Source organism: Streptomyces manipurensis (genome assembly GCF_049570255.1).
GTDB lineage: Bacteria > Actinomycetota > Actinomycetes > Streptomycetales > Streptomycetaceae > Streptomyces > Streptomyces manipurensis.
The window spans coordinates 172,835-199,343 of sequence record NZ_CP186950.1 but is presented as its reverse complement, the minus strand read 5'-3'; the positions used below and the strand labels follow the sequence as shown (position 1 = coordinate 199,343).

Sequence of the window (26,509 nt, the reverse complement as noted above, 5' to 3'; positions counted from 1 at the left end):
ATCATGAACGCCCTGAAGATCCGCCGTACCGCCGTCGCCGTCGCCGCAGCCGCGGTGCTGCCCTTCACCCTCGCCGCCTGCTCCGACTCCGGTGACACCAAGGCCGCCCCGACCGCGGCCGCCGGGGACCAGGCCAAGACCGGAGAGAGCACCCCGGCCGACGATGCGATGACGGGTGACAAGCCGTTCGGCGCGGCGTGTGCCGGTGTCCCGAAGGAGGGCGCGGGCTCGTTCGACGGGATGGCCAAGGACCCGGTCGCCACCGCCGCCTCGAACAACCCGGCCCTGTCCACCCTGGTCGCCGCGGTCAAGCAGGCCGGCCTGGTCGACACCCTCAACAACGCCAAGGACATCACCGTCTTCGCTCCCACGAACGACGCCTTCGCCAAGATCCCGAAGGCCGACCTCGACAAGGTCCTCGCCGACAAGGAGCAGCTGACCAAGATCCTCACCTACCACGTGGTCGGCCAGAAGCTCACCCCGCAGCAGCTGGAGAACGGCAGCTTCGAGACCCTGCAGAAGGGCATGGTCACCACCTCCGGCTCCGGAGAGGCCTACAAGGTCAACGACACCTCCAACGTCGTCTGCGGCAACGTCAAGACCGCCAACGCCAACGTCTACATCGTCGACACCGTCCTCATGCCCAAGTAGCCGGAACACGCGGCCACGGGAAACGGCCGGTGGCCCCGCGCCCTTCCGAGGGGGCGGGGCCACCGGCCTGTACGGCGCCACGGGAACAGCACCTACGCCGGACCCGGCAGGGTCCGCGGTGCTAGTTCTGGTTGATGGGCAGGGCGAGGTCGGTGACCTGGTAGCGGCTCGGGAAGGCGCCCTTGTCGGTCGCCCTGCCGGTCAGCACGTCGACCGCGTAGAGGCGGTAGGTGCCGGCGGTGCCGATGGCGGCGAACCCGCGGTTCACCCCGGTCGCGGGGCTGTAGTGGATGTCGAACCCGGCGTCCGGGTCGGCGTTGACGCCGAGCATCCCGGTGGGTGCGAGGGTTCCGGCGTTCGCGGGGGACTGCAGGGAGATCCGGTCGGCCATCGTGTCCAGGTCGAACAGCGTGGTGGCCGTGGCCGCGTTCAGGTCGTTGTTGGTGTAGGCGGCGCCGGTGACACCCGTCGCGGTCGACGGCGGCGTGGTCGGGTTCGTCAGGGTGCCGTCGACGGTCGTCGTCAGCGGGGCTGCCGGGTCGTCGATGTTGTGTCGCAGGTTCTGGCCCGTGTCGGAGATGACCCGCAGCCGGTTCGCGGCCGGGTTGAAGTCCACTCCGAACGCGGTCCCGGCGAGCGCCACCGTCAGCTGCGACACCTTCACCGCCGCCGCGTTCGTGGTGTCCAGGGTGTAGACGCCGCCGCGGTCGCCGACGCCGTACAGCTTCTCGTTCTGTACCCGGAAGTCGATGCCGACCAGCTTCGTGTCGCCGGACAGGCCGGAGACCCCGCCCAGCGACCAGGTCTTGGAGGGGTTGTTGACGGCGAACTCGACCAGGCGCTGGTCACCGGTCAGCCCGATCGCGCTCAGGCCGCCCTTGCCCTCCATCGCGGGCAGGGTCTGCGGCGGGGGGTCGGCGGCGGCGAGCGCGGGCGCCGCGCACAGGGCGGCCAGTACGACGGCGGCAGCGGCGGCGGTGGAGCGGTATCGCATGGGTACTCCCGGATCGGGCGCGTCGGCCGGGGCGGCCGATGTCTTGTCTGGGGTTTCGGCACCGAGTCCACGCCGGACAGGTGCAGCCGTGGCAGGCCACCCGCATGGCCCACACAGAACGGTCCGGACTGCTCCGACCGGGTTGCCCTCAGCGCGGTGCGCGAGCGGCGCCGACAGGAGGCACGGGGGCCGGTCCTGCGGCTCCCGGTGGGCCCGATCGCCTTCTGATCCGGTTCATCACGAGGACGAGGGCGGCCGCGGAGCCGTAGGCGAGGTCGGTCACGGCGGGGTGGTAGCCGAGGGCCGGGGCGAGGACATAGACGGCGGCGCCCGCGAGCGGGATCCCGAGCCATTCCCAGCGTCCGTCCAGGGCGACGAGGGCGATCAGGAGCAGGGCATACCAGGAATAGCCCGGGGTGAGGAGGACGAAGGACCAGCCGGTGACCAGCAGCGCGCCGCTCCACGGACGCCGCGGATCCCCGCGCCGCATCACGTACAGGGCCAGGGCCGCCACCACGGCGACCAGGACGGGGAACGCCCAGGCGTCGGGCAGCAGCAGACGCAGGAGTCCGTAGCGGGACCCGGCCGACGGATCGTCGTAGCCTTCCTCCTCGACGTAGCCGCCGAGGTAGCCGAGGACCGAACCGTGCGAGAGGAGGACGTACGGGAGGTAGGCGAGGGCGACGAAGGCCGCAGCGGGCAGGACGACGGCGGCCGCGTCCCGGACACGCCGGACCCCGGACAGCGCGCCGGGAAGGACGACGGCCGGCATGAGTTTGGTGGCGACGGCGGCGCCGATCAGCAGGCCGCCGCCCGCCCGCCGGCCCAGGGCCCGGGAGGCGACGAGGCCGAGTCCGGCGACCGCGAGGAGCACGCCCAGTACGTCGATGTGCGCGTTGTTGACCGCTTCCAGGGGGACGGCCGGGCACCAGGCCCAGTACGCCGCCTTGCGCAGGTCGTCCCCGCGCCGCCGCAGGATCAGCAGCAGCGTGGCCGTGACGCCGAGGGAGACCAGGGCGGCGCCGGTCTGGAGCGGCTCGTGCCGGGCGCCCGCGGGGGAGAGCCGGTCGACGGCCAGGAAGTACACCTCGGCGACGGGCGGGTAGATGGTGTGCACAGCGGGCCGGTTGATGCGGGTGCACCGGGACGTGCCGTCGGCAGCAGGGAGGGGTGCGAGGTCCGGGCCACCACATGCCGAGCCGGTCGGGAAGAGCCAGGGATCGCGCAGCGGAACGAGGGCCGGGTCCTGCGGGGTGTGGTCGTACGGGGAGATGCCGGCCGCCTGGACACGGCCGTCCCAGGCGTAGCGGTAGGAGTCGGTGCTGGTCCGGGGCGGCCCCAGAAGTCCGGTCACGGTGACGGCGACGGCCCCCGCCACGACCAGCACCACGGCATGCCGGCTCCGGACCCGGCGCAGCGCGAGCAGGGCGACGGTGAAGAGCGCCCAGCAGAGCAGGTACCACCCGAAGAGTCCGGCGGGGTCGTCTACGTAACCCCCGCGGGAGACCGTGAGGGCGAGCACGGTCGTGAGTGCGGCGACGGCGAGGGCGGTGGCCACGAGTGCGGCGCGCGGGGTGAGGGGACGAAGGGGTTTCACCTGCGGAAGCGTTCCAGGAATCGGCCCTGCCATGGGGCACGCCGCCTCGGACGTCCGCGTTTCGTAAGGCGTCCCGTCCCACCGCACGGCCCTCTGCGGGGGTGTGATGGGTGCATGCGCTTCACCCTGCCCCCCGGGCCGCCCGTCACGTTCAAGGCGCGCCTGCACGATGCCCGCACCGCCACCGCGATCGGCCGCTGGCTCGGCCTCGCCGTGATCGTCTGCTTCGCCACCGGCCTGCTCAGCCACTACCTCCAGCACCCGCCCGGATGGCTGGCCGACCGGCTGCCGAGCCGCCCCTCCTGGGGCTACCGGTTCACCCAGGGCCTCCACGTGGCCTCCGGCATCGCCGCCGTACCCCTGCTGCTGGCGAAGCTGTGGGCGGTCTACCCCCGGCTGTTCACCTGGCCGCCGGTACGGTCCCCGCGGCACGCCCTGGAACGGATCTCCGTGGCCGTCCTCGTCGCGGCCGCCCTGTTCCAGCTGTTCACCGGACTGCTCAACACCTTTCAGTGGTACCCGTGGCCCTTCAGCTTCGTCCCCGTGCACTACGCGGTCGCCTGGCTCCTGCTCGGAGCGCTGCTCCTGCACCTCGCCGTGCAATGGCTGCGCATCCGGGACCACTTCACCCGCCGTTCCCCCGGGACCCTGGCCCTGCCCGAGGCGGACGGACCGGACCGGCGCCGGCTCCTCCTCGGTGTCACCGCCGCGGTCGGAGCCGTCACGGTGACCACCGTCGGACAGTCCGTCACCGCCCTCGGCCCGCTCGACCTGTTCGCACCGCGCAGCCCCTCCCACGGAGTACAGGGGCTCCCGGTGAACAGGACGGCGGCAGCCGCACGCGTCACCCGGGCCTCCCTCGCCGACTGGCGGCTGACCGTGGACGGGCCGCGCCCGTACACCCTGACGCTGGAGGAGCTGCGCGCGATGCAGCAGCACGAGGTGACCCTGCCCATCGCCTGCGTCGAGGGCTGGAGCAAATCCGCCCACTGGACCGGCGTACGGGTACGGGACCTCCTGGAGCGCGCCGGCGGCGGCCCGGGCTCGCGCGCCCGGGTGGTCTCCCTCGAAGAGGCGGGCGCCTACCGGGTGATGGAGATGGGCCGGCTGTACGCGCAGGACCCGCTCACCCTGCTGGCGCTGCGCCTGAACGGCGAGGTGCTCTCCCTGGACCACGGCTATCCGGCGCGGATCATCGCACCGAACCGGCCCGGCGTGCTCCAGACCAAGTGGGTCGGCCGACTGGAGGTGGCGTGATGGGGTTCCGGCACGTGACGGGCGGACTCGGGCTGCTGTGCGCGGCATGGGGTGGATGGCTGCTGCTCCAGCAGCCCGAGCCGTGGCGGATCGCCGTGTGGCTCGGGGGCGCGGTCGTGGTGCACGACGGGTTCGTCGCGCCGCTCGTGTTCGCCGTCGGGGCCCTCGCCGCCGCTGCGGGTCTGCGCCTGCGGGCCGTCCCGCGGGCTGCGCTGATCGTGGCGGGCTCGCTGACGGCGATCGCGCTCCCCCCGCTCCTGCGACCGGGCCCCGCAGCCAACCCGACGGTGCTGCCGCTCGACTACCTGCGCAACTGGCTGCTGGCCATGGCGGCCATCGCCCTGTTCACCGTCCTGCACGCCGTCCTGCGGTCCCTGACCCGCCGGGCCTGACCGCGAACCTGCCACGAGAGCCGCCAAGCAGAACCGCCACGGAGAACCGCCAAGCAGAACCGCCGGGGCGGAGTCCGCAGCCGTGCGGACTCCGCCCCGAAGGTCTGCCCCGTGGCAGGCAGGCTCGCGGTCAGCGGGTCGGGGCCGTTCGGTGGGTCAGCGCCGTTCGGCGGGTCAGGTGCACGAAGTGCCGGCCCGCCGCCTGCCAGGTGTCGTACGGGCTCCAGCCCGAGGCCTTCGCCCCGGCGCACAGGGCGCGGGACCCGAGCCGGGCCCACCGGAAGGAGGCCCCGCGGCCGCCGGTGCCGTCCTCGACGCAGACCTCGACGCACTCGTCGACATCGGCTGCCGCCACTTCGACGAGGAGGGAACCGCCGGGTGCGGCGAGCGCGGCGGCCCGGCACAGCAGGGCGGCCGGGTCGCCGCCGATGCCGATGTTGCCGTCGATGAGCAGGACCGTGCCCCAGCCGCCCTCGCGGGGGAGCGGGTCGAAGACGGACCGGCACAGCGCGCTGCCGCCGGCCCGGACGGTGCGCGCCACCGCCTCGGGAGTGACGTCCACCCCGAGTGCGGCGTGCCCCAGTCCGGCGAGCGCGGCGACCAGGCGACCCGGCCCGCAGCCGATGTCGAGGACGGGCCCGGTGCACCGGGCCAGCACGCTACCGTCGGCCGCGTCGGGCTCCGCGCACCACCGCTCGACGTCGAGGGGGAGCAGCCAGCCGTCGTGACGCCGCAGGTAGAGCGGGCCCCGGCCGGCGCGCAGGGCGTCGGCGTACGGGTCGGCCCGCCAGGCCCGGGCGGCCGGTTCGGTGAGCTGCGCGGTCATCGCGTCACCGCACACAGGCCCGCGTGCAGGGCGGCGAAGCGGGTCCCCGGGGCGGCCGCGGCGACCCGCCGCGCGTCGGCCGGGGTGTCCACGTCGCAGAGCCCGGGCAGATCGCGCACCGCGAGCCCCGCGCCCGTCAGCCGTCGCCGCTGCACCGCGCCGGTGTGCGCCGCGGACATGGGAACGCCGAGCAGCAGGGCGGGGTCGGGTCCGGCCAGGCCGAGGGCCCAGAACCCGCCGTCGTCGGCGGGCCCGAACCAGGCGTCCGCCTTCGTGAAGTCGAGGCCCTGCGCGAGCAGGCCGGGGGAGACCTGCGGGGTGTCCATGCCGATCAGCAGGGCGGGCCCCTCGGCCAGGGAGAAGGCGGCGGCCAGCCGGACGTCCAGGCCCCCCGCGCCCTGGGCGACGACCTCGATGCCGGGCGGCACCCATGCCCCCGGCTCACCGTCGAGGACCAGGACGTGCCGGTCGGCCGGGGTGGCCAGGACCGCCGCGAGCGTGTCCTCCAACGCCGCCCGCGCCAGATCCGCAGCCTGCTCCGCGGTGAACTGCGTGGTCAGGCGTGTTTTCACCCGGCCGGGCACGGGGGCCTTGGCGATGACGAGCAGGGTGCTCATGCGGACACCCCCTCGGCCTCGAGGGGCCGGGAGACCGGCGGTTCGGCCAGGACCCGGCGCATGTCGCGTACGGCGTTCCAGGTGCCCCGCCAGGTCCCCGTGACCTTCGACTTCCCCGAACGCGGCAGGTACGGGACGTCCGTCTCGGCCACCCGCCAGCCCGCGTCGGCAGCCCGCACCACCATCTGGAGCGGGTATCCGCTGCGCCGGTCGGTCAGCTCCAGGCCGAGCAGCGCCTCACGGCGGGCGACCCGCATCGGGCCGAGATCGTGCAGGCGCAGCCCGGTACGGCGGCGCAGCATCCGTGCCAGGGCGATGTTCCCGGCCCGCGCGTGGGCCGGCCAGACACCACGGCCCTGCGGACGGCGGCGGCCGAGCAGCAGGTCCGCCTCGCCGGCGGCGACCCGTTCGGCCATCGGCGCGAGCAGACCGGGGTCCATGGAGGCGTCACAGTCGCAGAAGCAGACGAAGTCGGCGCGGGCGGCGAGCAGCCCGGCATGGCAGGCGGCGCCGAAACCGCGCCGGGCCTCGTGCACCACGGTCGCGCCGAGGGAACGGGCGATCTCGGCGGAACCGTCCGTGGAGCCGTTGTCGACGACGATGGCCCGCCATCCGGACGGCACCCGCGCCAACACCCAGGGGAGTGCCTCGGCCTCGTCGAGGCAGGGAAGTACGAGGTCCGCGCGGGGCGGACGAGCAGAAGGAGTCACCCTCCACACCGTAGGAACCGGAAGGCCGGGAAGGGCGTTTTGAGACCTTACGAAACGCGGACAGCGCGCCGCACGGCGGCAGCCACTGGTCCGCGCGGTGCGCCGCGATGCCACCCTGGGGGCATGGCAATGAGCAACGAACCCGGCCCGGGCCGGCACATCACGCCCGGCAGCACCGCTTCCGGCAGCACCGCTTCCGGCGGTGGCGCGGGCCGCGTCCTGGTCGTGGACGACGATCCGACCGTCGCGGAGATCGCGGCCGGCTACCTGGAGCGGGCCGGGTTCACCGTGCACCGGGCCGCGGACGGCCCGTCCGCCCTGGAAGCGGCGGCCCGCCACCGGCCCGACCTGGTCGTCCTCGACCTGATGCTGCCCGGCATGGACGGCCTGGAGGTCTGCCGCCGGCTGCGCGCGAACGGGAGCAGGACGCACACCCTGCCCGTGGTCATGCTCACCGCCCGCGGTGACGAGGAGGACCGGATCCTGGGCCTGGAGGTCGGCGCCGACGACTACGTGACCAAGCCCTTCAGCCCCCGCGAGCTCGTGCTGCGCGTCCGGTCGGTGCTGCGCAGGAGCTCGTCGGCCACGCCGGTCGGTGAACCGCTGCTCGAGTTCGGTGGCCTCTGCGTCGACCGCGCCGCCCGCCGCGCGACCCGGAAGGGATCGGAACTCGCCCTGACCCTCAGGGAGTTCGACCTCCTCGTGTACTTCCTGCGGCACCCGGGGCAGGTCTGCGACCGGGAGCGGCTGATGCGCGAGGTCTGGGGCTGGGAATACGGCGACCTGTCCACCGTCACCGTGCACGTCCGCAGACTCCGGGCGAAGATCGAGCAGGACCCCGCCGATCCGCAGCTGATCCGCACGGTGTGGGGCGCCGGCTACCGCTTCGAAGCGGACCCCTGCCCGCCCGAACGGGCTCCTGCCACGACGGTAACCGGAACCGGATCGGGAACGGGACCCGGAACGGGATCGGGACCCGGAACGGGATCGGGAACCGGAACGGCGGACGGCCATGCGTGACCTGCTGCTCATCGCCCTGTACGCCCTCCTCGGGGCAGCGGCCGCGGGAACGCTCGGGGCCGTCACCCTGCGCACGGTGCGCCGCCGGAGCGTCGCCGTCTCCCTCGCGGTCGTCGCCGGGGTCGCCGTGTCGGCGATGCTCGCCGGCACGCTCACCGTGGCGTGGGCCATGTTCCTGTCGCCCCACGACCTGGCCGTGGTGACCACGGTCGTCGCGATGGCCGCCGCCGTGTCGCTCGGCACCGCTCTGCTGCTCGGACGCCAGGTCGTGCTGCGCTGCCGGGAACTCGTCCGTGCCGCACACGCATTCGGCGAAGCGGGATCCTTCACACCGCCGGCCGCACCCGCACCCGCCGAACTGGCCGCGCTCAGCCGTGAGCTCGCCCTCACCGGCGAACGCCTCGCCGCCTCGCGCGAACGCGAACGGGCCCTGGAGACCTCGAGGCGCGAACTCGTCGCCTGGATCTCCCACGACCTGCGGACCCCGCTGGCCGGGCTCCGCGCCATGTCGGAAGCCCTGGAGGACGGTGTGGTGGCCGATCCCGTCCGCTACCACCGGCAGATACGCGCGGAGGTCGACCGACTCAACTCCATGGTCACCGACCTGTTCGAGCTCTCCCGCATCCATGCGGGAGCCCTTTCCCTCAGCCCCACCCGCATCTCCCTCTACGACCTCGTCGGCGACGCCCTGGCGGGCGCCGACGCCCTCGCCCGGCAGCACGGCGTGCGGCTGGCCGGAGGCACCGTCGACCCGCTGCCGGTGGAGGTCGACGGCAAGGAGATGACCCGGGTCCTGTCGAACCTCCTGGTCAACGCCATCCGTCACACCCCGGCGGACGGCACCGTCGCGATCGCAGCGGAACGCCGTGCCGACGCGGTGGTGCTGTCCGTCACCGATGCCTGCGGCGGCATCCCCGAGGAGGACCTGCCTCGCGTCTTCGACACCGGCTGGCGGGGAAGCCGCGCCCGGACGCCTCCGTCGGGCGCGGGCCTGGGTCTGGCCATCGTCCGCGGCATCGTCGAGGCGCACGCCGGGCACGCCGACGTCCACAACGTGCCCGGCGGCTGTCGCTTCGAACTGACCCTCCCGGCCCCCGCTTAGGCCCCGCGGGGCCGGGCCGGGCGACCCGATCCCGCCCACCCGGCCCCCGCGACCGGGAGAGGTGTGGGCCGACCGACAGACTCCGCCCGCCCGCCCGCCCGCCGGCCGCACCGCATCGCCTGCGCTTTCGCGGGAGGCCGCCGCCTCAGCCGAATGAGCCCGCCGACGCCCGCTGACCGGCCCGGGCGAACTCGGCCATGCCGTCCTCGAAACCGACCTCCGGACGCCAGCCCAGATCGCCCCGCAGCCTGGCGGAATCCGCGGTGATGTGCCGCACGTCCCCCAGCCGGAACTCGCCGGTCACCACCGGCGCGGGCCCCCCGTACGCCGAAGCGAGCGCCGACGCCATCTCGCCGACCGTATGCGGCTCCCCGCTGCCGGTGTTGTACGCGGTCAGCGCTCCGGCGGCCGCGCCCCCGACGGCCTCCAGGGCCACGGCGTTCGCCGATGCCACGTCCCGTACGTGCACGAAGTCCCGCCGCTGCGCCCCGTCCTCGAACACGCGCGGAGCCTCGCCGCGGGCCAGGGCGGAGCGGAAGAAGGACGCGACACCCGCGTACGGGGTGTCCCGCGGCATGCCCGGCCCGTACACGTTGTGATAGCGCAACGAGACCGCACGACCTGCCACGCAGCGGGCCCAGGACGCCACCAGGTGCTCCTGCGCCAGCTTCGTCGCGGCGTACACGTTGCGCGGATCCGTCGGCGCGCCCTCGCCGACCAGGCCCGGCGCGAGCTGCGCCCCGCAGTCGGGGCAGCACGGCTCGAAACGGCCCGCCGTCAGGTCCTCGACCCGGCGCGCTCCGGGCCGCACCGTCCCGTGCCGTCCGCACGTGTAACGGCCCTCGCCGTAGACGACCATCGAGCCCGCGAGGACGATGTCCCGCACGTCGGCGGCCGCCATCTCCGCCAGCAGGACCGCCGTTCCGAGGTCGTTGCAGCCGACGTACGCGGGAGCGTCGGCGAAGTCCTTGCCGAGGCCGACCATTGCCGCCTGGTGGCACACCGCATCCACCCCGCACAGTGCCGCACGGACCGCGTCGGCGTCCCGCACGTCGGCACGGACGAACTCCGCGTCCGGCAGCGCGGGGACATCGGGATGGGCGGCGGGGAGCAGGGCATCGAGGACGACCGGCTCGTGCCCGCGGTCCTTGAGGACGGTGACGATGTGGGAGCCGATGAACCCGGCCCCTCCGGTGACGAGTACACGCATGCCCCGGACGCTACGCACTCCCGACGGCCGGGGCGGTCTCCCACGCGCGGACGTAAGACTTCCGTCATGCGGTCCGCGGCGTGGGCCGGAGTCTCCGATCGCCCGAGTGCGCCGGGCCGCGGGCCCGGAGTCCACGCAGCGACTTCGACCGCCGCCCCTCGCCGGTTCTGCACGGGCCGACGACCTGGCCGCTCTCCGCCCGACCGGGGCCCGGGCCACGCCTGGCAGACCTGAGCGCTGGGGCGCCCGACCCTTCTGTCCCCTCGCGGATCCTGCGGCCGGGCCTGTACAGGGGGTGGACCGGTCGGCACGGCCTGGAGAGCGTCGTGGCAGCCGGCGAGATCGAGACCGGCATCCATCCGCCGGGCGTGCGGATCGCCGTCGACGGGGTGCTCCGGGACTTGCCATCCGGCTTTCGTCGGAGCCCTCGTGGTCCGCGACAGCCCGTATCCGCGGCCCGCCCGCCCGTGCGCTGCCGGCCGGCTGTTCCTCACATCGCCCCGGCAGCAGCCGTCGCTGCGGACGCCCTTGCGACGGGGCGGTGGGAACCCGTGGTGGAGTGCGGAGGCCCGCTAGGCGCCGGTCTAGATGGGCAGGCCGATCACGCCCCAGCCCCGCCGCTCCGCCTCGCCGACCACCTCGGCCCAGCCCGTCAGCAGCTCGGCGAACTCGTCGAAGCCGGCGACCCACTGGCCCGGCTCCCGCCCCGCGAGCTCCCCGTAGGGGAACCGCAGCCCCTCCAGTTCCGGGGCGGCCGCGTGCCACCTCTGCCTCAGCCGTTCCACGGTCGCCGGGCCGCGCACGATCAGCGGCCCGCTCCTCCACAGTCCCTCCAGGGAGGGGAATACCCCGGGGTCGACGTGTTCCGCGTCGACGTCGGCCCGCGGCCCCCACCAGATCAGCCCCTCCAGGAACTCGTCCAGCGCCGGCCGCAGCCCGTCCCCGGCGGCGCCCCGGACGTTCTCCCAGCACTGCGCGGCCCAGAAGTGCGGCTCGTACGAGCCGAGCGTGCCGGGGAACTCGTACCGCCCCAGCCAGTCCCGCCCGGACCCGGCGGCCGGCCACACCCACCCGTCGACGACGTCACCGTCCCCGTCGGGGTCGTCGTCCGCGTACGCCGACTCCTGCAGCACCCGCAGCCGGTCCTCCGCGGCCAGATCCGTCACGTGTGCCCAGTCGACGACCAGGACCGTTATGTCCACACCCATGCGCCGATGCTAGCCACCGGCCCGGACAGGCCTGCCACCAGGGCGTACGCGCCTCCGGTGGCCTGCCGCCCGCCGCAGAGGTGGGACTTCGCCCGCGGCCGGCGTCAGGAGGTCCGGTCGGGAGCGTCCCAACTGCGGTGGTACGCGGCCCAGTCCGGCTGTGGTCCCGGCAGCGCGGTGTGGGCGGTGCGAAGCCCGTCCAGAGCCAGGGTCAGCAGCCGGCTGCGTGCGTGGTCGTCCTGCTCGGTCCGGCGGGGGTAGCGGCTGAACATCTCCACCAGGTGCCTGAGTTCGAGCGTCGTGACGTCCTCGCGTACGGTCCCGTCGTCGTGGCCCCGTCGCAGCAGTCGTTCGGCGAGCGCTTTGGCCTGCTCGTTCGAGGCGGCCACCTCCTCGGGCACGCTGAACGTTCCGGCCAAGGTCGCGAAGGCGCCGGCCCTGGCGTCGACGGCGGCGGTGATGTAGCGCGTCAGGGCTTCCCCTCCGGTGCCCTCCGACGCCAGCGCGGCCTCCAGGTCGGCGATCGTCCGGGCGATGCAGATCGCGCACAGGTGCTGGAGGAGCTGCTCCTTGCTGCCGTAGCGGCGGTAGAGGGTCCCGATGCCCACCCCTGCCAGGGCGGCGATGTCCGCGACGGGGGCGCCGGCTCCCTGTTCGGCGAACACGGTGCGCGCCGCGTCCAGCCCCGCGGACGACGGACCTCCTGGCCCAGCGGTTCGACCACATCGTCTTCACCGGCAGCGGGAGCGTGGGCCGCATCGTGATGGGGGCAGCAGCCCGGCACCTGACCCCCGTGACGCTGGAGCTCGGCGGCAAGTCGCCGGTCTGGTTCGACGACGATGCCAGGCTCCACCGGGCCGCCCGGCGCCTGGCGTGGGCGAAGTTCACCAACGCCGGCCAGACCTGCGTCGCCCCGGACTACGTGATGACCACGCCCGGCCGGATCCCGGCGCTCGTGGACGCGCTCCAGCAGGCGATCACGGACCTGTGGGGTGCGGACCCCCGGACGAGCCGGGACTACGGGCGTATCGTCAACGAGCGGCAGTTCGACCGCCTCACCGCGCTGTTCGACGGCACGGAGGCGGTCATCGGCGGCGAGTGCGACCGGGCCGAACGCTGCATCGCCCCCGCGGTGGTGACCCTCCCCACCGCGGACCATCCGACCGTTAGCCCGGCAGCAGTCCACCCTCTGCTGCGGGAAGAGGTCTTCGGGCCCGTCCTGCCCATCCTCCTGGTCGACTCCGCCGAGCACGCCGCCCAAGTGATCAACCGCGGGGACAAACCGCTCGCCCTGTACGTCTTCACGTCGTCGGCCCGCACGCGCCGCCTGTTCGAGCAGCACACCTCGTCCGGTGCCGTGGTGCACGACGCCAGCCTCGTCCACGTTGCCGCCACGGGCCTGCCGTTCGGCGGGGTGGGTGCGAGCGGCATGGTCGCCTAGCACGGCGTGTACTCCTGGCGGTCCTTCACCGACCTCAAGCCCGTCCTGCACAAACCCCTCACGATGGACACGCTGCGCCTGGCGCAGCCGCCGTTCACCCGCCGCGGGCTGCGCCTCCTCCAGCGCCTGATGTGACGCGCAGCTCCGCGGCGTCAGCCGACCGCGGACGAGGACAGGGCCGGCCCGAAGTGTCCGGGTCGGCCCTGTCACGTGCGGTACTCGCGCTGCAACGCGGTGCCGCTCCTGTCCCTGTCTGCGAAGTCACCAGCATGCGAGGGGCTCCGCGGGTCTCCCCACGGATTTCTTCGGCACAAGGTTGGTGCAGGTTTCCCGCGGCTGGATGGGAGGGAAACATGCGCGCGAAATCCGCAGAACTCGCTGGTGGAGGAGCGTTCCCGGCAGTTCGTATCACGCGTGGAACGTATGGACGCAGGTGAACGAATGAAGGGACATACATAACATTCGCGGCTTGAGGTGGATGCTCTTCCTCAGATCGGAAGGGGTAACCCTGACATCATGTGGGCCACCGGGAAGGCGACTGCAATCGCCGTCGGGGAAGCGTCACTCGGCGTGAAGTCACCAGCGTGAGAGGGTGCGTGCTGCGCCCTCTCGCCATCACGAGGGGAGCCGGGCCGTTCCGCGCTCTCCACCTGGGAGATGTGCATGGAGCAGCAGTTGGTCCCTCCACAGGGCCGAGGCCGGCGGCGTGAGGCGGGGGAGCGGCCGGCGCTGACGAGTGGTATGACACCGTCGCAGGCCGCGGTCGTGTGCGTGGTGCTCGTCCTGGCCGTGGCGTACTGGCCGAGGCGCTGCGCGGACTGCCTGCGGCTGCCGGCCTGACGTACGACGGACTGGCGGCGAAGACCGGCCGGTCCCCGGCCACACTCAAGCGTGCGGCCTCGGGCCGGACCGCGCCGTCCCGGGAGACGGCCATGGCGTTCGTCTCGGCGTGCGGCAGCCGTCCGGCCGACCTCAACGCGGTGTGGCTCAAGGCCCGTATCGCGGAGCGCGGGCGCCTGAAGCGGCTGCGTAGCCCCCGCGCGCCGGAGCTCGAACGTCCGCTGGTAGGCGACGATCTCGCGCCGCGAGCGTGCTGCCAGCAGGTCGGCGAGCACGTCAGCGAACGGTCGGTCCGACGTGGCTTCCGCCCGCGCGGCATCGACGAGCTGCCAGAAGCAGTGGAGTGGCATGGCCCCAGAGGCCTCGGCGGTGGTCATGCCCCGCCACTGTGGCAGAGACATCTGACACTCATCCCCGCCCGGCTGTGACCGGCTGAGAAACGCAGAGACCTTGCTCACTTCGTGAACGCGACCACCAAGGGGACCGACTCCTCCGCGATGTAGTCGCATGCCGGGTAGTCGAGATGGAGATGGTGGTTCGCATCGGCTTCGGAGGCGAAGCCCGCAATGTTGCGGGCAAGGAGGTCGAGGGCTTCCCGCCCTCCCCAGATCCTCAGGATCTGCTCCTCCACGATGATCGAAGCGGTGTCGCGCTCCGGATCCTCATGGACGACGATGTCGGACAGTGACCTCTCGTAGGGAAAGGGGTCCGGGGCTTCCGAGAGAGAAGCCACCGGTGTTCCCGCTCAGCAACTGAGCCAGCACCAGCCGCCTTTGACGCGTCCTGGAAAGCTCCGGCTCGCCATCGTCCTCGCTGCACAGAACCTGCAACATCACGTCCCCTCCGTCCCGCTTGATCCTAAAGAGGTCGCCGATGGCCCGGGGCAGGGGGTTGCACATGCCGTAGCGGCATGTGGTGTGGTCGGGGCACCACAGCACGAAAGGCCCTCCCTGCGATGTACCCCACCGCGACGCCTCCCCGCGAGGTTAAGATCGGCGATGCCGCCGCCTTCGCCGGCACCACCCCGCGCGCCATCCGCCACTACCACCAGATCGGTCTGCTCCCGGAGCCCGTGCGGGGCGGAGACGGACGCCGCCGCTACGGCTACGACGACATGATCCGCCTGCTGTGGATCCGCAGGATGTCCGAGGCAGGCATCGGCCTGGACGACATGCGGGCGGCCTTCGACGAAGCCCGCGATGTCGAGGACGTCCTGGGCCGGCTGGAGGAGACCCTGGCCGCCCAGGAGGCCGAGATCCGGCGTCAGCGCACGGCGGTCCAGCGGCTGCGGGCCGTTGGCAGTCCGCTGGGCCTGCTCTCCCCGCTGGTCACGGACCGGCTCGGCCACCTTCCCTCCGGCGCGCTGCGCCCCTCCGACCTGGACACCCTGCTGGTCACGGAACGGATCTTCGGGCCGCTGGGAGCCGCGGTTCAGGCAAGCGTGTTCATCGTCCTGGCGACCCATCCCGCCCTACGGGCCGAGGCCGACCGTCTCGACGCGGCCGACGCCGCCCTCGACGACACCGTGGACCCCTACGACCCGCGGGTCGAGGAGCTCGCCGCGCAGCACTGCGCCCACCACGAGGAACTGCTTCAGGCCATCGAGGCGGCCGGGCTGGACGCGGACGAGGAGAAGCTCTTCGGGGACGACGACGCCGAGGCGGCGGGCGAGGAGGACGTCCGCATGAGTGCCTTCGAAGCGGTGACCAAGATGCCCTACGGCTTCTCCGCGGCCCGCACCCGGTGCATGGAACTGACGGCACGTCTCCTCTACGGGGACCACTCCGCGGCCGGCTGACTGCCGTCCGGCGGCCGTGCGGGGTTCCCGATCCGTCGGCCCTCACCGGCGACGAGCCTGCCGGCCGACCCCTGTCAGCCCTGCGGAGACCGGCGAAGGGCCGCGCGTTCCAGGGACCTCAGCATCGCTTCCCGGTCCGCCGGTACGTACTCTTCCGCCGCGGCAGCCGCGTCCAGCAACTCCTGGACCTCCGACCCCGTGAGGCTGCGGGCCTCGGCTGCCGCCAGGAGGTCGTCGGCACGTCCGCGGGGCAGGCCGCGTTCCGAGGCGATCAGATCGCACAGCGCCTCCTCACGCACCGCGTAACGGCTCATCCCGCAGTCGAGGCCGTCGTCGTCCAGGTCGTCCGGGTAGGGCGCGCGTGCCCAGGCACCGTTCTCGAACCAGTACACGCAGCCCAGTTCCCAGCCCTCCAGCATCTTCCGCAGACGCTCGAAAGGCAGCCAGTCCGGTGCCTGCGCCAGCATGTCGATCGTGGGTTCGTGCCACTTCACGGCACTGGACTCGTCCTGGCCGTACAGCAGGTAGCGGCCCTCGCCGAGCTGCTCGAACGTCCACCAGGTGCAGCCGCGGTCGTCGAGGTGCAGACCCTCGCCGTCGATCCACGTTCCACCGCGGCGGACGTCCTGCGCCTCTGCCTTCGCCGTGGCCTCCAGCACGGCCACCAGGGCCCAGCGTGCCCACAGCACCTCGGCCGCCGGCAGGTCCTCCGGCCGGCCAGGCCTCTCGATCGCCATTGCGTCCCCCAGTCCGTCCGGTTCGTCCGGTCCTCGTACGGCGTCCCGCGTGATCGCCGAACCGTGATCGTAGACCGCCCGGCAGGCGCCGCACCCACCGTCTGTGCCGCTGCGCGCGTGCGGTGGGAACGGCATCGCCCCTCGCGCCGTTTCTTCGGGTGTCGGCTGTGTTGAGGTGAATGGGGGGCAGCTGTGGCGATGTGGGCTGCGTCGTTACCGGCGTTCGTGTGTCTGCTGGTGCTGTGCGCGCTGGTGGAGGGTACGTGGCGGTGGCTCACGGGGCTGGGTCTGCTGCCGTGGGTCCGCAGGCGCACGGGTCGGTCGTTGTCGAGCGTGGCCTTCGACGAGTTCACGGCGACGGTGAACGGCAACAAGGCGGCAGAGCTGGAGCAGCGGCGGGTGGAGCTGCTGCGGCGGGACGACGAGAGCGACGGGGCGCCTCCGCGTTCCAGCATCGACCTCGCGAAGGGCACGGCGTTCATCGTGGTGCCGCAGGACCCGGGCGGCCCGCGCGCCGGCGCACGCGAGGCTCGGGAGGGCCAGGGATGAAGCGCGAGCGGGAGGGGACGGGCGGTCCCGCCCGGTCCATGCTGTGGGGGCGTATCGCATGCGGGTGGGCGGTCGCCTTCGCGGTGCTGCACTTCTACTGGGGCCTGGGCGGTGATGTGGGGCTGAGCGTCTCCGCCGGGCCGCTGGCCACCGAGCGTCCGCTGTGGTTCGTCGTCGCCGGCCTGTGGGGCGTGGGAGGGCTCTGCGTCCTCGGCGCCGTCCTCGCCCGGCTGCTGATCCGCTCTGACTTCCGGGGAGGCCCCGCTGCGCTGGTGAGGTGGCTGGGATGGGGCGTCGGCGCCGTCCTGCTGATGCGTGGTGTCGGCGTCGAGGTGATGCTGCTGACCGGTGCCGCGCCGCTGGACGCTTCCGTGAGCGAGGGGCAGCGGTTCTGGACGCTGGCCCTGTGGAACCCCTGGTTCATCGCCGGAGGTCTGGCCTTCGGCCTCGCCGCCCTTCGCGCCGGCAGGCACGCGGACGCGGAACCACCACCCGCGTCCGGGCCTTGAGCGCTCTGATGCTTGTGCCGCCTCCCCTGCGTCCGCCCGTGTCCCTTCCGATGGTCAGGCGAGGAGTCCGTTGAGGAGGGCAAGGAGCACGATCACGAAAGCGGCGATTCCCGCGATCTGCCAGAGGCGTTTCGGCGAGGGGCGCCCGACGACCGTGGGACGGCCGTGCGTGGGGAAGACGTAGTAGATCCTGTGCGGGTGCTCATGCACTGCCACCTTCGCGAACCGCACGTAGGCGAGTTCCGTCCGGCGCGCGATCTCCTGGTCGTGCGTCCGGAGAAGCGGTTGCAGGGTTGCTCCGAAGTCCTTCTCGACGCGGGCGCGCTCAGGATCGTCGTCAGCCAGTGTCGTCGGTGTCCACGCCGCATGCTGATCTGCGAGTTTCCGCGCCCAGGAGAGCGGTCCGGACACCGGAAGCCTGACCTCTACGGTGCTGGGCGTTCGGGTGATGATGCCTTCCGTCCATTCGACGGTCCTGCCCGTGCCCGCGCAGTGCGTGTGGGTGACCGTGCCGTCCTGGGCGCAGTCGGGGCACGGTTTGGACCCTTCGCCCTGGCAGGTGGGACACGTGACGCGGCCGCGGCCGCGGCAGGTCACGCAGGCGACACCGGGCTCACCACACTCCAGGCATCGGCCGCGGTCGGCGGTATCCGCTGCGGTGTGCGCAGGGGGTCCGGCCTGTTTCCCGGGGGTTTTCAGGGCCGAGCGGCCGTCGCCACCGCACAGCAGGCAGCAGGTGGTGTCCCGGCAGCTGTGGCAGCGTTGGCGCGGCGCGCAGCGGATCGTGCCTTCGCCTTCACAGCGCCGGCAGCGGACGACGCCGTTGCCGCACTCGCACAGGCGGTCGTCGATCGACCCCCGCCGAACCAGCTTCCGGCTGTACGGCTTGGCAGGGTCCCGGGGAGGTGGCACGCGGTGGTCGCCGAGCGTGTCGTAGACCGGGCGGTCGGAGAGGTCGAGAGGCCCGCGGTGGAGGCGCTTCTTCTCCGAGCGGGACTCGATGCTGCGTACGATCTGCCCTTTGAGGAGCGAGTGCCAGGTGAGGGCGGAAGCGCCCGGCAAGGGACCTGCGAGGGGTTTGCCTCGACTTTCGATGTGGCTCTGCACGGCCTTGAGGACTTCGTCGTCGCCCAGCACGTGTCTCCCAGCGTCCTGTGCACGGCCAGCGTGCGATCTTCGGCTGACGTGATCCAGCGGACCGAAGGGACAGTACCCAACTACCGGCCACGGCAACGGTTTTTCACGCGGCAGACACCCGGGAGGGGCGCCGACCGAGGCTCGGGGTCCCTCCCGGGTGTCTGCCCCCGGCGTGACTCGTGAGTGGTGCGTGGCGCTGTCGCGTGGACACGGCTGCTCGGCTTCGTTCACCGGGGGCGGGGGACTGGCGGTAGCCGATGTCGAGGCCGGGGGCCTCCTGCCGTACTCGTCCCCGCTGCCTCACCTGGTGCTGCTTCGGCTACCCGACCTTGCTCGTGAGGAACGTGCGGACCTCGGCTGCGAGGTTGCGCATCTCCTCGCCGGCCGCGTGCACGGTCGTGGTCTCGAAGTGCCACTCCTCGGACGGAGGCCGGTCGTGGATGCCCCACGTCAGGTGGACGTAGCCGCCCGAGTGGTGTTCCGCTGAGATGGTCAGGCCGCGCTCCAGAGAGCGCCACGCGCGCGCTCCGTCCCAGCCGCGGAAGTCCTCGGCCAACGAGAAGAGGAAGACGTCGAGGCCGTCGCCGTCCCACGTGCGCACCAGGGTCTCGACGCTCACCCGCTGTCCGCGTGCCCTCACGAGGATGTCGAGGGTGGGCTCGTCGTCGAACGGTCGTGTCGGCTCGGAGAAGAGCAGGTGGACCGGGTGTGATCCGGGGTCTCCCACCCGCACCACAGGGCTGTCTTCGATCATTCGAGCAGGTTAGAAGTCGTGGGGTGCGATGACCAAGTGCTTTCCCCGCACTGTTCCGGTGACCACGGCGGTGCAGGTGGGCCTCTACGCCGGAGCACTGCGCGACCACGGTCACGCCGAACGGGCCGAGGCCGTGATGCGTGAGGCCATGGCGGCCGACGACCGGGTCGGCCACCGCGCGTGGCTCTCCGGTCGCCGATCAGTGTGCCGCCCGGCCGGAGTCCGCCCCTGCCCCCGGGGATCTCATGGATCCCCCCTTCTGAAGGATCCACCTCGCGAGATGTCCGTCATCGTGGGGCGCCACCCGTGCAGCCGTTGCGATGTGTGCGGTTCAGGTGCGCGGAGCGGGACCGGAGGACGTCCATGGCCTCGTGGATCGAGCAGCCGAGGTGGTCCCGGAACACCGTGAGTTGCCGCTAACTTGAAGGCGCAGCTCAAAAGGGCTGGTGTGACCGGCGCTCGGGGTACTCAGGCTGGTCGTGGGCAGGAGCCCACGGAGAAGATCATCCGTCAGCGGTTGACTTCGAGGTTCGTCAGGACGAGCAGGGCTCGCAGGAGCTGGGTGGCGCTGGCGGGGTCGGTGCGGAGCTTGGTGAGGATCCGCCAGTTCTTGAGGTGGGCGAAGGCGTGCTCGACCGGTGCGCGTCCGACTGCGAGGACGCGGTTGGCGTCCTTCTGGCCTGGGGTGAGTTTGTGGGTGCGGCTGGCGGCGTAGCCGGTGACGATCACGGGGTTGAGGATGTCGTTGTCCAGGCCGCGGAAGCCGAGGTCGGCCAGCGCGCCGAGGTCGGCGGCGCGCAGGTGGGCCAGGGTGTGGTCGTGGCGGGCGGCGGTGTTGTCGTGGGTGCGGCCGGGCCGGGCGGCGGATATCCAGATCAGACGGCCGTTCTCGTCGGTCAGGGCGAGGAGGTGCAGGCCATGGCTGCGGTGCTTGCCGGAGTAGTTCCGTCGGTCGGCCTTGCCGGTGCGGCGGCGAGTGCGGATGAGGGTGCCGTCGATCAAGACCAGCTCCCCGCCCTGCTTGGCAACCTTCTTCAGGGCGCGGTCCAGGCGCGGGGCCCGGGCGGCGAGCAGTCCGATCAGCTCGTCGCGCCAGCGGCGGACGCTGGACTCGGACACGTCGTTGCCGCCCGGCCATGTCGGCCAGGCGCTGGTCGTGGCGCAGTACGGCCAGCACGATGACCGCGATCTTCCCCGGCGGCAGGATGCGCCACCTGGACCGGATCGCCTTCAGATGGCGCCTGGGCAGATCGGCGAGGTGGTTGACGGTGCGCGTGGACAGCGGCAGACGGCACTGATAGACGATCGGGCAGGTGTCCTCGGCGCGGTCTTCGGTATTCGTCACACAATTCCAACGGGCTCGGGGGGCCACCCGGTTACGCCCCTTCGGTGCCGCTCCGAGTGGCGGTGTTCCTGGTCACAGGCGGCGGTTGATGAAGCGGCCGTCGGGGAGTTTGCGCAGCCAGCCGCGATCGACGAGTCTGACCAGCTTGCCGCGCAGCGGTTCCAGCTTGGCCTTACCTGCCCGGGCATCGGCCCGGCCGAGGCGCGTTCCTCGGCGAGCTGCCCAGTTATCCGTTCAAGGACGCGTTCAGCGGTGGCGAGTTCGTCTCGCTCGGCCCGTACTCGGGCCAGCTGGGTGGCCAGCTGTTCTTCGAGTTCGTCCAGTTCCGCGCGCCGCGCGGTGATCCGTTCCAGCAGCTCGGGATCCAGCATGCACGGATCGTAGGAGACCGCCGGTCCGCAAGGGACCGAGATCGCCGGTAGACGTCGTGCCGGGCATCCCCGGCAGCTGCTCCACGTGCCCGAGCGGAAGCCTTCTTCAGAGGCAGGCCCAGCCTGCCTCTGAAGAAGGCCCGATGGGCGAAACTCAGCTGAAGACGACGGAGCGGAACCGAGCGGTCAGCGGGACGAAGGCGCCTTGGCCGACGACCCAGAAGGTGTCGCCGTCGCAGTTAGAGTCCTGGAAGACGGTGGCGACACTGGTGGTGAGATTTCGGCCGAGGAGGGCGGGCAGGTTGGCCGTGCCCTCAAGATCGATGCACACCCCGCTATCAGGGTTGCTGAGCTCCTGCTGGATCTGGACGTTGTTCAGGTCAAGGGAGACGTAGAGGAAGTCTCCCGTCGCCGCGGAGGAGGAACCCGCGGCCGACAGGACGAGTGCGAAGGCGGCGGTGACTGCGGCGAGGGCTGTACCCAGACGCATGTGAGTCCCCTGTCATGTTGGTCGAGCAATAGGCCAGCGGCCTGGCCCGGACAATAGAGGGCGCAGCACCGTCGCACCATGACCAAAACGGACTACTGTCCGCATTCAGTCGTACGGGTTGCCGCAGAACCAGACAGACGATCTACACCTCAGACAGCCGCCTGTGACCAGCCCAAGCATCCCGAGCGCCAACCACACCAGTCCTTCGACCTGCGACTTCAAGTTGGCGAAGGCTCCGTGATGGCCTTGATGGTCATGCCGTTCAGGATCTCCGTGTCCGTGAAGGAGAGGGGGCCGGCCGTCCAGGGCGCGGACGCGGGGTCTTCGCCGGGCCGGCCGGCGTCTGTGAGGGCGGCCAGCAGGCGGCCGTCCGAGAGTGCCACCGCCACGTCCGTGCCGCGGGCTGCCTTCTCCGCGAAGGCAGCGGGTGAGGTGTGGTCGAGGAGGAAGACGAAGTGCTGCGCGATGCGGGGCCGCCACCCGTCGAGCTCGCCGTCGCCGTCCAGGCGCAGGTTGGAGTTCCAGGCCGCCTGGGCGAGGACCGATACGAACAGCCCGAGGAACACCGCCTCCAGCAGTCCGTCCGCGTGCTCGATCAGAATCGCGAGGTCCTGTTTCCCGTGGCCGTGGCCGTGGAACGACAACTCTCGCGCGAAGGTGCGGAAGACGGACGCCGGATCCCGCATCTCCCGGCCGTCCAGGCGCAGGACCATGCCGTTCCGCTGCGCGAGCGCGGTCGTCTCCGAGGCCGGCCACGGGTCGGCCGGGGAGGTGAACACGCCCCAGGGCGAGCGGCGTTCCGTGAGAGTGGGCCGGGGAATCCTGGGCCGGATCCTCGCACGGCCTACTCCCGCAGCACGAGGAGTGTCCGGCCAAGGGCACCGGGCCGGGTCGTGCCGGGTCGGGCCGACCCCACGCGGGTTCTCACGGGCGCCGGGCGCGTCTACGCTTCGGCCATGGCAGCCGATCCGCCGTCGACCGATGCCGCCACCGAGTTCGTCGGGCGGGGCTGGCTCGTCGCCGCCGTACGGGACTGGGCCGCGTCGGGGTCCTCGTACCTCTTCCTCACCGGTGGGCCGGGTACGGGAAAGTCCGCCGTCGTGGACCACCTGTGGGGCCGCGACCCGGTGGCGGGCACCGCGGTCCACCGCTGCCGTACCACCAGCCGCGGCAGCGTCGACCCGGTCCGCTTCGCCGCGTCGTTCGCCGAGCAGTTCAGTACGACCGTGCCCGGTTTCGCCGATGCCCTGGTCCGCGTGGCGGGGGAGCGGTCGGGGCAGGCGGGGGCCCTGCGGCCCGCGGGGCCACTGGGACCACTGGGGCAGCCTGGGCATCCGGGGCAGCCCGGTCATCTGCGGATCGAGGGCACGGCCACCGCCGGCACGGTCCACCCGCACGCGAGCGTCATCGGCGCACAGGTTTCGCTCTCCCTCTCCCACGTCACCGCGGACGAAGCCTTCGAACAACTGGTCTGCCGCCCGCTGGAGCTCCTCGCCCCGGCGCAGCGGCCGGTCGCCGTCGTCGACGCCCTGGACGAAGCCCTCACCCACCGGGGCAGCCGTACGATCGCCGAACTCGTCCTCAGCGGCGTCGACCGGCTCCCGCTGCGGTTCGTGCTCACCACACGGTACGACCCCCGGATCACCGCGGTCGTGCGGGACCTGCCGGACGCCGTCCTGCTCGACCTCGTCGACGACGCACCGCACCCCGACGCCGACCTCCTCGCCTACGCACGCCAGCGGTTACGCGGCCCGCGGGGCGCCGGGCCGCCCCGGGAAGCCCGCGAGGCGGCGGCCCGCAGGCTGGCAGCGGCCGGCGAGGGCAACTACCTGTACGTGCTCCACCTCACCCAGGAGGTGGCCGACGGAGCCCGGACGGTGGACGAACTGGCCGCTGCTGCGCTCCCGTACGGGCTCGACGGCGTCTACCGGGAGTTCATGCGCCGGGAGCTCCGGCCGGTCGGCAGCGCGGACGCGGAGGAGCGCTGGCGTACCGCCTTCAGGCCCGTCCTCGACCTGCTGGTCGCCGCTCGGGAGGACGGATTCACCACCGGCCGCCTGGCCGACCTCCTCGACCGCACGGAACAGGAGGTCCTCGACACCGTCCGGGTCCTCGGCCAGTACCTGCGCGGCCGTGACCGGCGCGGCCCGTGGACGCTGTTCCACCGCTCCTTCGAGGAGTTCCTGCTGTCCGGGGACGATCCCCACCTCGACGCCGGCGAGGGACACCGGCGCATCGCCGACCACGCGTTCACCTCCTGGGCCGACGCGTGGGACGGCTGTGACGACCCGTACCTGCTGCAGCACCTCACGGACCACCTGCTGACCGCCGCGGAATGCACCACGGGCCGTCCCGGCCGGAGCCGGACGCTCCAGGACCGCCTGTACACCCTGGCCTCGTCCCCCGGTTACCTCGCCGCGCAGCGCGCGGTCGCCCCCGGCCGGGAGCTGCACCTGGTCACACTGCACCGCGCGCTGCGGGCCTCCCTGGCCGCCCACGCCTACCCCCGGTCGGCAGAGCTGGCGCTCCGCCTGGTGCGGGCGGGCGCGGAGGCGGACGAGGAGACCCCGGTGCAGGCCGCGCTGCGCTGGGGAGCCGCGGCGGGCGTCGCCAAGGCGCGTACCCATCCGCGGGACACCGCCCTGCTGTGGCTGCTGCTCATCGTCGCCGCCCTGGGCGCCCGGGCGCCCGACGAGGCCACCGCACCCCTGGAGGAGATCGCGGCCGGAGGCCGCCGCGTGGCCGGACAGCGCTGGGCTCCGGCGGTCGCGGCGCTGCTCGCCCCGCTCCTGCCCCGCCTCAGGCCCGAGCAGGCGGGTGCCGTGATGGACGTCGCCGACGACGACCTGCTGGGCCATCTGGCGGCGTTCCTGCTCGAGGAGGCCGGACCGGAGGCGGCCGTGCCGCCGGCCCTGCGCATCCGTGAGAACGTCGCGAGGGCCCGAGCCGTCGAAGGGATCCTCACGCGGGCGGCTCTGTCGGCGCTCACCGGCCCCATGGGAACGGACCCGGGCGGGCTGGGCCGGCTGGGTGCGCTGATCGCGGCGGGTCACCTGCCGCAGCCGGACGATGCGCGTCCCTGGGCGTCGCCGCCGGTCGAGCCGGACGTCGCCGACTCCGTCCTGCTGGTGCACGCGGCACGGGGCGAACTCGACGGGCGCCTCCCGGAACTCGCCGACCGCACGGCGCGCGCCGGCGGAGAGCTGAGTGACGCCGCCGTCCTGCTGGCACGGATCGTCCAGGCCGCGCGGCTCGGCCCGGCCGGTGCCGCCAGGGCGCGCGCGGCCGGCCGTGCCGCACTGGCCGACCCCCGCCGGGACATCCGGGGCCTGCTGCACCACACCGCCACCATGGTCCGCATCGGCGACCCGACGGCTCCCGGGCTGCTCGACGCCCTGGTCGAGGAGTTGCCCGCCTACGAGTACGACCTGCACGCCGGACACGTCGACGGCTTCCACGGCTGGTGCGGCGTCGGGTTGCGCCTGGCCGTCGTACGCCTCCTGGCCGCCGCCGGGCAGGGCGACCGGGCGCGCCGGGAGGCCGACCGGCTCGGCACGAACCATCCCGCCGAACACGTACGGGCCCTCGCGTGGATGGCCCGCGACGAGACGCGGCCCGGCCCCCGGAGTGCCCTGGTCGCCGCGGCACGGGAAGCCGCCGACCGGATCCCCCACAGCCTGTGCGCGCAGGCGTACCGGGTCCTCGCCGACGCGGACCGCCCACGCCTGGCGGACACCCTGGCCCGCACCGCGGGCCGTCGCAGGCCCGAGCCGGTGGTGTCCGGCCCCGCCCGGGCGGCGCTGGCCTGGGCCGCCCACCTGCGCGGTGACCATCGGCGCGCCGAGACCCTCGGGGCCGAGGCTGCCGCCTGGTTCAGCGCTTTGCCCCGCGACCGGCGCCGACAGCAGGACGCCGACCGCCTCGTCAAGAACCTGCTGCGGGCGCGGCTGCCCGCCGAGGCCGCCAGGGTGACCCGTACGCCGACGACTGGCGGCGAGGTCGGCCTGATGAACCTGGGCGACGTACGGGACCGGCTTGCCGCCCATGCCGAGCACACGGAACTGACCCTGCTCCGGCAGGCGGAGGGCGCCACCGCCCCGGCGGATCCGGCCGACCCGGCGGATCCGGCGGGCAAGCCCTCTCCGTACGAGCAGGCCCTGACGATGCGTGTCCGTCGGGCCGGCGAGGACCGGCAGGCCTTCGAGGAGAGTCGCGTCGCACTGCGCCGGACCGTGCAGGGGATCCTCGGGAGTCTGGCCCGGCTGCCCGAGGACGTCTGGATCCCCGGAGGTGCCGACGAGGAGGGGGCGGTCTGGTGTCTGCTCCAGGCCGTCGGACTGGAGTGGCCCGAGGGCAGCGCCGCGGCCTCGCGGGAGTGGAACAGGGCACTCGAGAGGGCGATGTTCAGCGCGGGCTTCGAGCACCCCGTCGGTCATCGCCCGCGCGACGTCGAGATCCGTGCCGAGGCAGACGTCCTGCTGCGCCGCAGTGTCCAGGCCGCAGCCGAACTCGCCGAGGCCTTCCACGACATCGGCGACGAGGGGGAGGCCGGAGCCCGGTTCGCCCACGCGGTCGCCGCCGCGAGGGAGATCTCGGACCCGGGGCACCGGATCCGGGCCTTCACCGAGCTGGCCGGTACGGCGGCCCGCCGGGGCCGCTACGACGATCTGCGGCTGCTCCGGCCGGAGGCCGCCCGGACGCACGGTGGATCGCTCGGGGACGTGGCCGAGACGCTGGCCGTGACGGTGCTGCGCGGAGGCCCGGACAGTGCCGGCGCCCGGCGCGCGCTGGAGGAGATCGTGGGCTCGCCGGGCCTGCCCCACCTCGACCACGTGGACCTGCTCGCCGCGCTGGCCGTCATCACTCCCGGCGCGGAGATCGAGGAGCAGCTCCTCGCGGCGGCGGGGACGGCCGAGTCCGGGCACTGAGCACCCCGGCGGCTGTGCGGCTGCCT

General features: G+C 72.8%; 28 protein-coding genes and 1 pseudogene. 13 read left to right on the top strand and 16 right to left on the bottom strand.

Features of this window, described 5'->3' with window-relative positions:
* The first annotated feature begins 3 nt into the window (after positions 1–3).
* Complete coding sequence (locus ACPU2J_RS01005; RefSeq protein WP_420078445.1) at positions 4–651, top strand: fasciclin domain-containing protein; 648 nt, start codon at positions 4–6, stop codon at positions 649–651.
* 121 nt (positions 652–772) lie between these two features.
* Here the strand turns inward: ACPU2J_RS01005 and ACPU2J_RS01000 are convergent, their stop codons facing one another.
* Complete coding sequence (locus ACPU2J_RS01000; RefSeq protein ID WP_420082172.1) at positions 773–1,645, bottom strand: DUF4394 domain-containing protein; 873 nt, start codon at positions 1,643–1,645, stop codon at positions 773–775.
* Positions 1,646–1,793: 148 nt separating this feature from the next.
* Positions 1,794–3,242: a glycosyltransferase 87 family protein gene (locus ACPU2J_RS00995; protein WP_420082173.1), complete on the bottom strand. Its 1,449-nt coding sequence runs from the start codon at positions 3,240–3,242 to the stop codon at positions 1,794–1,796.
* A gap of 114 nt (positions 3,243–3,356) precedes the next feature.
* On the opposite strand from ACPU2J_RS00995, the gene ACPU2J_RS00990 reads away from it, so the two are divergent.
* Entirely contained in the window at positions 3,357–4,499 is a 1,143-nt protein-coding gene (locus tag ACPU2J_RS00990) for a molybdopterin-dependent oxidoreductase (protein ID WP_423832473.1), read from the top strand.
* A complete protein-coding gene (locus ACPU2J_RS00985) occupies positions 4,499–4,891 on the top strand; it encodes a hypothetical protein (protein ID WP_420082175.1) in 393 nt (130 codons plus the stop codon). Before ACPU2J_RS00990 ends, ACPU2J_RS00985 begins: the two co-directional genes overlap by 1 nt.
* A 130-nt stretch (positions 4,892–5,021) precedes the next feature.
* Here ACPU2J_RS00985 and ACPU2J_RS00980 read toward each other — a convergent pair whose 3' ends face one another.
* From ACPU2J_RS00980 to ACPU2J_RS00970, 3 genes are read right to left on the bottom strand one after another with little or no spacing between them, the layout of a single operon-like run.
* Positions 5,022–5,717 carry a methyltransferase domain-containing protein gene (locus ACPU2J_RS00980; RefSeq protein WP_423832472.1) on the bottom strand — a complete coding sequence of 232 codons (696 nt, stop codon included), beginning with the start codon at positions 5,715–5,717 and terminating at the stop codon, positions 5,022–5,024.
* Complete coding sequence (locus ACPU2J_RS00975; RefSeq protein WP_423832471.1) at positions 5,714–6,334, bottom strand: TIGR04282 family arsenosugar biosynthesis glycosyltransferase; 621 nt, start codon at positions 6,332–6,334, stop codon at positions 5,714–5,716. Before ACPU2J_RS00975 ends, ACPU2J_RS00980 begins: the two co-directional genes overlap by 4 nt.
* Complete coding sequence (locus ACPU2J_RS00970; RefSeq protein WP_420082178.1) at positions 6,331–7,053, bottom strand: glycosyltransferase family 2 protein; 723 nt, start codon at positions 7,051–7,053, stop codon at positions 6,331–6,333. The genes ACPU2J_RS00975 and ACPU2J_RS00970 overlap by 4 nt, the downstream gene beginning before the upstream one ends.
* A 114-nt stretch (positions 7,054–7,167) precedes the next feature.
* On the opposite strand from ACPU2J_RS00970, the gene ACPU2J_RS00965 reads away from it, so the two are divergent.
* Together ACPU2J_RS00965 and ACPU2J_RS00960 are read left to right on the top strand one after the other, a co-directional pair.
* The gene (locus ACPU2J_RS00965) at positions 7,168–8,064 is read left to right on the top strand and encodes a response regulator transcription factor (RefSeq protein WP_423832470.1); all 897 of its coding nucleotides are present in this window, start codon (positions 7,168–7,170) and stop codon (positions 8,062–8,064) included.
* The gene (locus tag ACPU2J_RS00960; protein WP_365134806.1) at positions 8,057–9,166 is read left to right on the top strand and encodes a sensor histidine kinase; all 1,110 of its coding nucleotides are present in this window, start codon (positions 8,057–8,059) and stop codon (positions 9,164–9,166) included. Before ACPU2J_RS00965 ends, ACPU2J_RS00960 begins: the two co-directional genes overlap by 8 nt.
* Before the next feature lie 145 nt (positions 9,167–9,311).
* On the opposite strand, the gene ACPU2J_RS00955 is transcribed toward ACPU2J_RS00960, so the two are convergent.
* The 3 genes from ACPU2J_RS00955 to ACPU2J_RS00945 form a co-directional block, all read right to left on the bottom strand.
* A complete protein-coding gene (locus ACPU2J_RS00955; RefSeq protein ID WP_420082180.1) occupies positions 9,312–10,376 on the bottom strand; it encodes an NAD-dependent epimerase/dehydratase family protein in 1,065 nt (354 codons plus the stop codon).
* A 584-nt stretch (positions 10,377–10,960) separates the two neighbouring features.
* Positions 10,961–11,584: a hypothetical protein gene (locus ACPU2J_RS00950; protein WP_423832469.1), complete on the bottom strand. Its 624-nt coding sequence runs from the start codon at positions 11,582–11,584 to the stop codon at positions 10,961–10,963.
* Between the two features lie 104 nt (positions 11,585–11,688).
* The gene (locus tag ACPU2J_RS00945) at positions 11,689–12,267 is read right to left on the bottom strand and encodes a TetR/AcrR family transcriptional regulator (RefSeq protein WP_423834916.1); all 579 of its coding nucleotides are present in this window, start codon (positions 12,265–12,267) and stop codon (positions 11,689–11,691) included.
* Here ACPU2J_RS00945 and ACPU2J_RS00940 point away from each other — a divergent pair.
* The 4 genes and pseudogenes from ACPU2J_RS00940 to ACPU2J_RS00925 all read left to right on the top strand — a co-directional run bounded on the left by ACPU2J_RS00940 (position 12,195) and on the right by ACPU2J_RS00925 (position 14,293).
* The gene (locus ACPU2J_RS00940; protein ID WP_423834915.1) at positions 12,195–13,025 is read left to right on the top strand and encodes an aldehyde dehydrogenase family protein; all 831 of its coding nucleotides are present in this window, start codon (positions 12,195–12,197) and stop codon (positions 13,023–13,025) included. The two genes, ACPU2J_RS00945 and ACPU2J_RS00940, sit on opposite strands and share 73 nt — an antisense overlap.
* Positions 13,026–13,031: 6 nt before the next feature.
* Positions 13,032–13,160 carry a hypothetical protein gene (locus ACPU2J_RS00935; protein ID WP_423832468.1) on the top strand — a complete coding sequence of 43 codons (129 nt, stop codon included), beginning with the start codon at positions 13,032–13,034 and terminating at the stop codon, positions 13,158–13,160.
* Positions 13,161–13,822: 662 nt separating this feature from the next.
* Positions 13,823–13,939, top strand: a pseudogene (locus ACPU2J_RS00930) (hypothetical protein); the annotation flags it as partial.
* 18 nt (positions 13,940–13,957) lie between these two features.
* Positions 13,958–14,293, top strand: coding sequence for a hypothetical protein (locus ACPU2J_RS00925; protein WP_423835051.1), 336 nt, complete (start codon positions 13,958–13,960; stop codon positions 14,291–14,293).
* Positions 14,294–14,319: 26 nt separating this feature from the next.
* Here ACPU2J_RS00925 and ACPU2J_RS00920 read toward each other — a convergent pair whose 3' ends face one another.
* Positions 14,320–14,598 carry an Imm32 family immunity protein gene (locus tag ACPU2J_RS00920; RefSeq protein WP_420082184.1) on the bottom strand — a complete coding sequence of 93 codons (279 nt, stop codon included), beginning with the start codon at positions 14,596–14,598 and terminating at the stop codon, positions 14,320–14,322.
* Positions 14,599–14,820: 222 nt separating this feature from the next.
* Between ACPU2J_RS00920 and ACPU2J_RS00915 the strand changes: the two genes are divergently transcribed.
* Positions 14,821–15,663: a MerR family transcriptional regulator gene (locus tag ACPU2J_RS00915; protein WP_423832467.1), complete on the top strand. Its 843-nt coding sequence runs from the start codon at positions 14,821–14,823 to the stop codon at positions 15,661–15,663.
* A 74-nt stretch (positions 15,664–15,737) separates the two neighbouring features.
* Here ACPU2J_RS00915 and ACPU2J_RS00910 read toward each other — a convergent pair whose 3' ends face one another.
* Positions 15,738–16,400, bottom strand: coding sequence for a hypothetical protein (locus tag ACPU2J_RS00910; RefSeq protein WP_420082186.1), 663 nt, complete (start codon positions 16,398–16,400; stop codon positions 15,738–15,740).
* 198 nt (positions 16,401–16,598) lie between these two features.
* Between ACPU2J_RS00910 and ACPU2J_RS00905 the strand changes: the two genes are divergently transcribed.
* A complete protein-coding gene (locus tag ACPU2J_RS00905) occupies positions 16,599–16,949 on the top strand; it encodes a DUF6191 domain-containing protein (protein ID WP_420082528.1) in 351 nt (116 codons plus the stop codon).
* Positions 16,946–17,458 (top strand): DUF3995 domain-containing protein, encoded by a 513-nt coding sequence (locus ACPU2J_RS00900; protein WP_420082187.1) that lies wholly within the window; start codon positions 16,946–16,948, stop codon positions 17,456–17,458. The genes ACPU2J_RS00905 and ACPU2J_RS00900 overlap by 4 nt, the downstream gene beginning before the upstream one ends.
* A gap of 54 nt (positions 17,459–17,512) precedes the next feature.
* Here the strand turns inward: ACPU2J_RS00900 and ACPU2J_RS00895 are convergent, their stop codons facing one another.
* The 6 genes from ACPU2J_RS00895 to ACPU2J_RS00870 form a co-directional block, all read right to left on the bottom strand.
* Positions 17,513–18,595, bottom strand: a complete 1,083-nt coding sequence (locus tag ACPU2J_RS00895; protein ID WP_423832466.1) for a hypothetical protein — start codon at positions 18,593–18,595, stop codon at positions 17,513–17,515.
* A 319-nt stretch (positions 18,596–18,914) separates the two neighbouring features.
* Positions 18,915–19,349: a DUF6228 family protein gene (locus tag ACPU2J_RS00890; protein WP_423832465.1), complete on the bottom strand. Its 435-nt coding sequence runs from the start codon at positions 19,347–19,349 to the stop codon at positions 18,915–18,917.
* Between the two features lie 510 nt (positions 19,350–19,859).
* Complete coding sequence (locus ACPU2J_RS00885; RefSeq protein WP_423832464.1) at positions 19,860–20,468, bottom strand: transposase family protein; 609 nt, start codon at positions 20,466–20,468, stop codon at positions 19,860–19,862.
* 222 nt (positions 20,469–20,690) lie between these two features.
* Entirely contained in the window at positions 20,691–21,065 is a 375-nt protein-coding gene (locus ACPU2J_RS00880; protein ID WP_423832463.1) for a hypothetical protein, read from the bottom strand.
* Positions 21,066–21,219: 154 nt separating this feature from the next.
* On the bottom strand, positions 21,220–21,555 hold the full coding sequence (locus ACPU2J_RS00875; RefSeq protein WP_420082192.1) for a hypothetical protein: 336 nt from the start codon (positions 21,553–21,555) through the stop codon (positions 21,220–21,222).
* 218 nt (positions 21,556–21,773) lie between these two features.
* On the bottom strand, positions 21,774–22,334 hold the full coding sequence (locus ACPU2J_RS00870) for a hypothetical protein (RefSeq protein ID WP_423832462.1): 561 nt from the start codon (positions 22,332–22,334) through the stop codon (positions 21,774–21,776).
* Positions 22,335–22,511: 177 nt separating this feature from the next.
* On the opposite strand from ACPU2J_RS00870, the gene ACPU2J_RS00865 reads away from it, so the two are divergent.
* Positions 22,512–26,483 carry a hypothetical protein gene (locus ACPU2J_RS00865; protein ID WP_423832461.1) on the top strand — a complete coding sequence of 1,324 codons (3,972 nt, stop codon included), beginning with the start codon at positions 22,512–22,514 and terminating at the stop codon, positions 26,481–26,483.
* The last annotated feature ends 26 nt before the right edge of the window (positions 26,484–26,509 follow it).

Coding starts and splice junctions, on each gene's coding strand:
- ACPU2J_RS01005 (WP_420078445.1), top strand. CDS start 4: ATGAACGCCCTGAAGATCCGCCGTACCGCCGTCGCCGTCGCCGCAGCC.
- ACPU2J_RS01000 (WP_420082172.1), bottom strand. CDS start 1,645: ATGCGATACCGCTCCACCGCCGCCGCTGCCGCCGTCGTACTGGCCGCC.
- ACPU2J_RS00990 (WP_423832473.1), top strand. CDS start 3,357: ATGCGCTTCACCCTGCCCCCCGGGCCGCCCGTCACGTTCAAGGCGCGC.
- ACPU2J_RS00985 (WP_420082175.1), top strand. CDS start 4,499: ATGGGGTTCCGGCACGTGACGGGCGGACTCGGGCTGCTGTGCGCGGCA.
- ACPU2J_RS00980 (WP_423832472.1), bottom strand. CDS start 5,717: ATGACCGCGCAGCTCACCGAACCGGCCGCCCGGGCCTGGCGGGCCGAC.
- ACPU2J_RS00975 (WP_423832471.1), bottom strand. CDS start 6,334: ATGAGCACCCTGCTCGTCATCGCCAAGGCCCCCGTGCCCGGCCGGGTG.
- ACPU2J_RS00965 (WP_423832470.1), top strand. CDS start 7,168: ATGGCAATGAGCAACGAACCCGGCCCGGGCCGGCACATCACGCCCGGC.
- ACPU2J_RS00960 (WP_365134806.1), top strand. CDS start 8,057: ATGCGTGACCTGCTGCTCATCGCCCTGTACGCCCTCCTCGGGGCAGCG.
- ACPU2J_RS00955 (WP_420082180.1), bottom strand. CDS start 10,376: ATGCGTGTACTCGTCACCGGAGGGGCCGGGTTCATCGGCTCCCACATC.
- ACPU2J_RS00950 (WP_423832469.1), bottom strand. CDS start 11,584: ATGGGTGTGGACATAACGGTCCTGGTCGTCGACTGGGCACACGTGACG.
- ACPU2J_RS00925 (WP_423835051.1), top strand. CDS start 13,958: ATGGCGTTCGTCTCGGCGTGCGGCAGCCGTCCGGCCGACCTCAACGCG.
- ACPU2J_RS00915 (WP_423832467.1), top strand. CDS start 14,821: ATGTACCCCACCGCGACGCCTCCCCGCGAGGTTAAGATCGGCGATGCC.
- ACPU2J_RS00910 (WP_420082186.1), bottom strand. CDS start 16,400: ATGGCGATCGAGAGGCCTGGCCGGCCGGAGGACCTGCCGGCGGCCGAG.
- ACPU2J_RS00905 (WP_420082528.1), top strand. CDS start 16,599: ATGTGGGCTGCGTCGTTACCGGCGTTCGTGTGTCTGCTGGTGCTGTGC.
- ACPU2J_RS00900 (WP_420082187.1), top strand. CDS start 16,946: ATGAAGCGCGAGCGGGAGGGGACGGGCGGTCCCGCCCGGTCCATGCTG.
- ACPU2J_RS00890 (WP_423832465.1), bottom strand. CDS start 19,349: ATGATCGAAGACAGCCCTGTGGTGCGGGTGGGAGACCCCGGATCACAC.
- ACPU2J_RS00880 (WP_423832463.1), bottom strand. CDS start 21,065: ATGCTGGATCCCGAGCTGCTGGAACGGATCACCGCGCGGCGCGCGGAA.
- ACPU2J_RS00875 (WP_420082192.1), bottom strand. CDS start 21,555: ATGCGTCTGGGTACAGCCCTCGCCGCAGTCACCGCCGCCTTCGCACTC.
- ACPU2J_RS00865 (WP_423832461.1), top strand. CDS start 22,512: ATGGCAGCCGATCCGCCGTCGACCGATGCCGCCACCGAGTTCGTCGGG.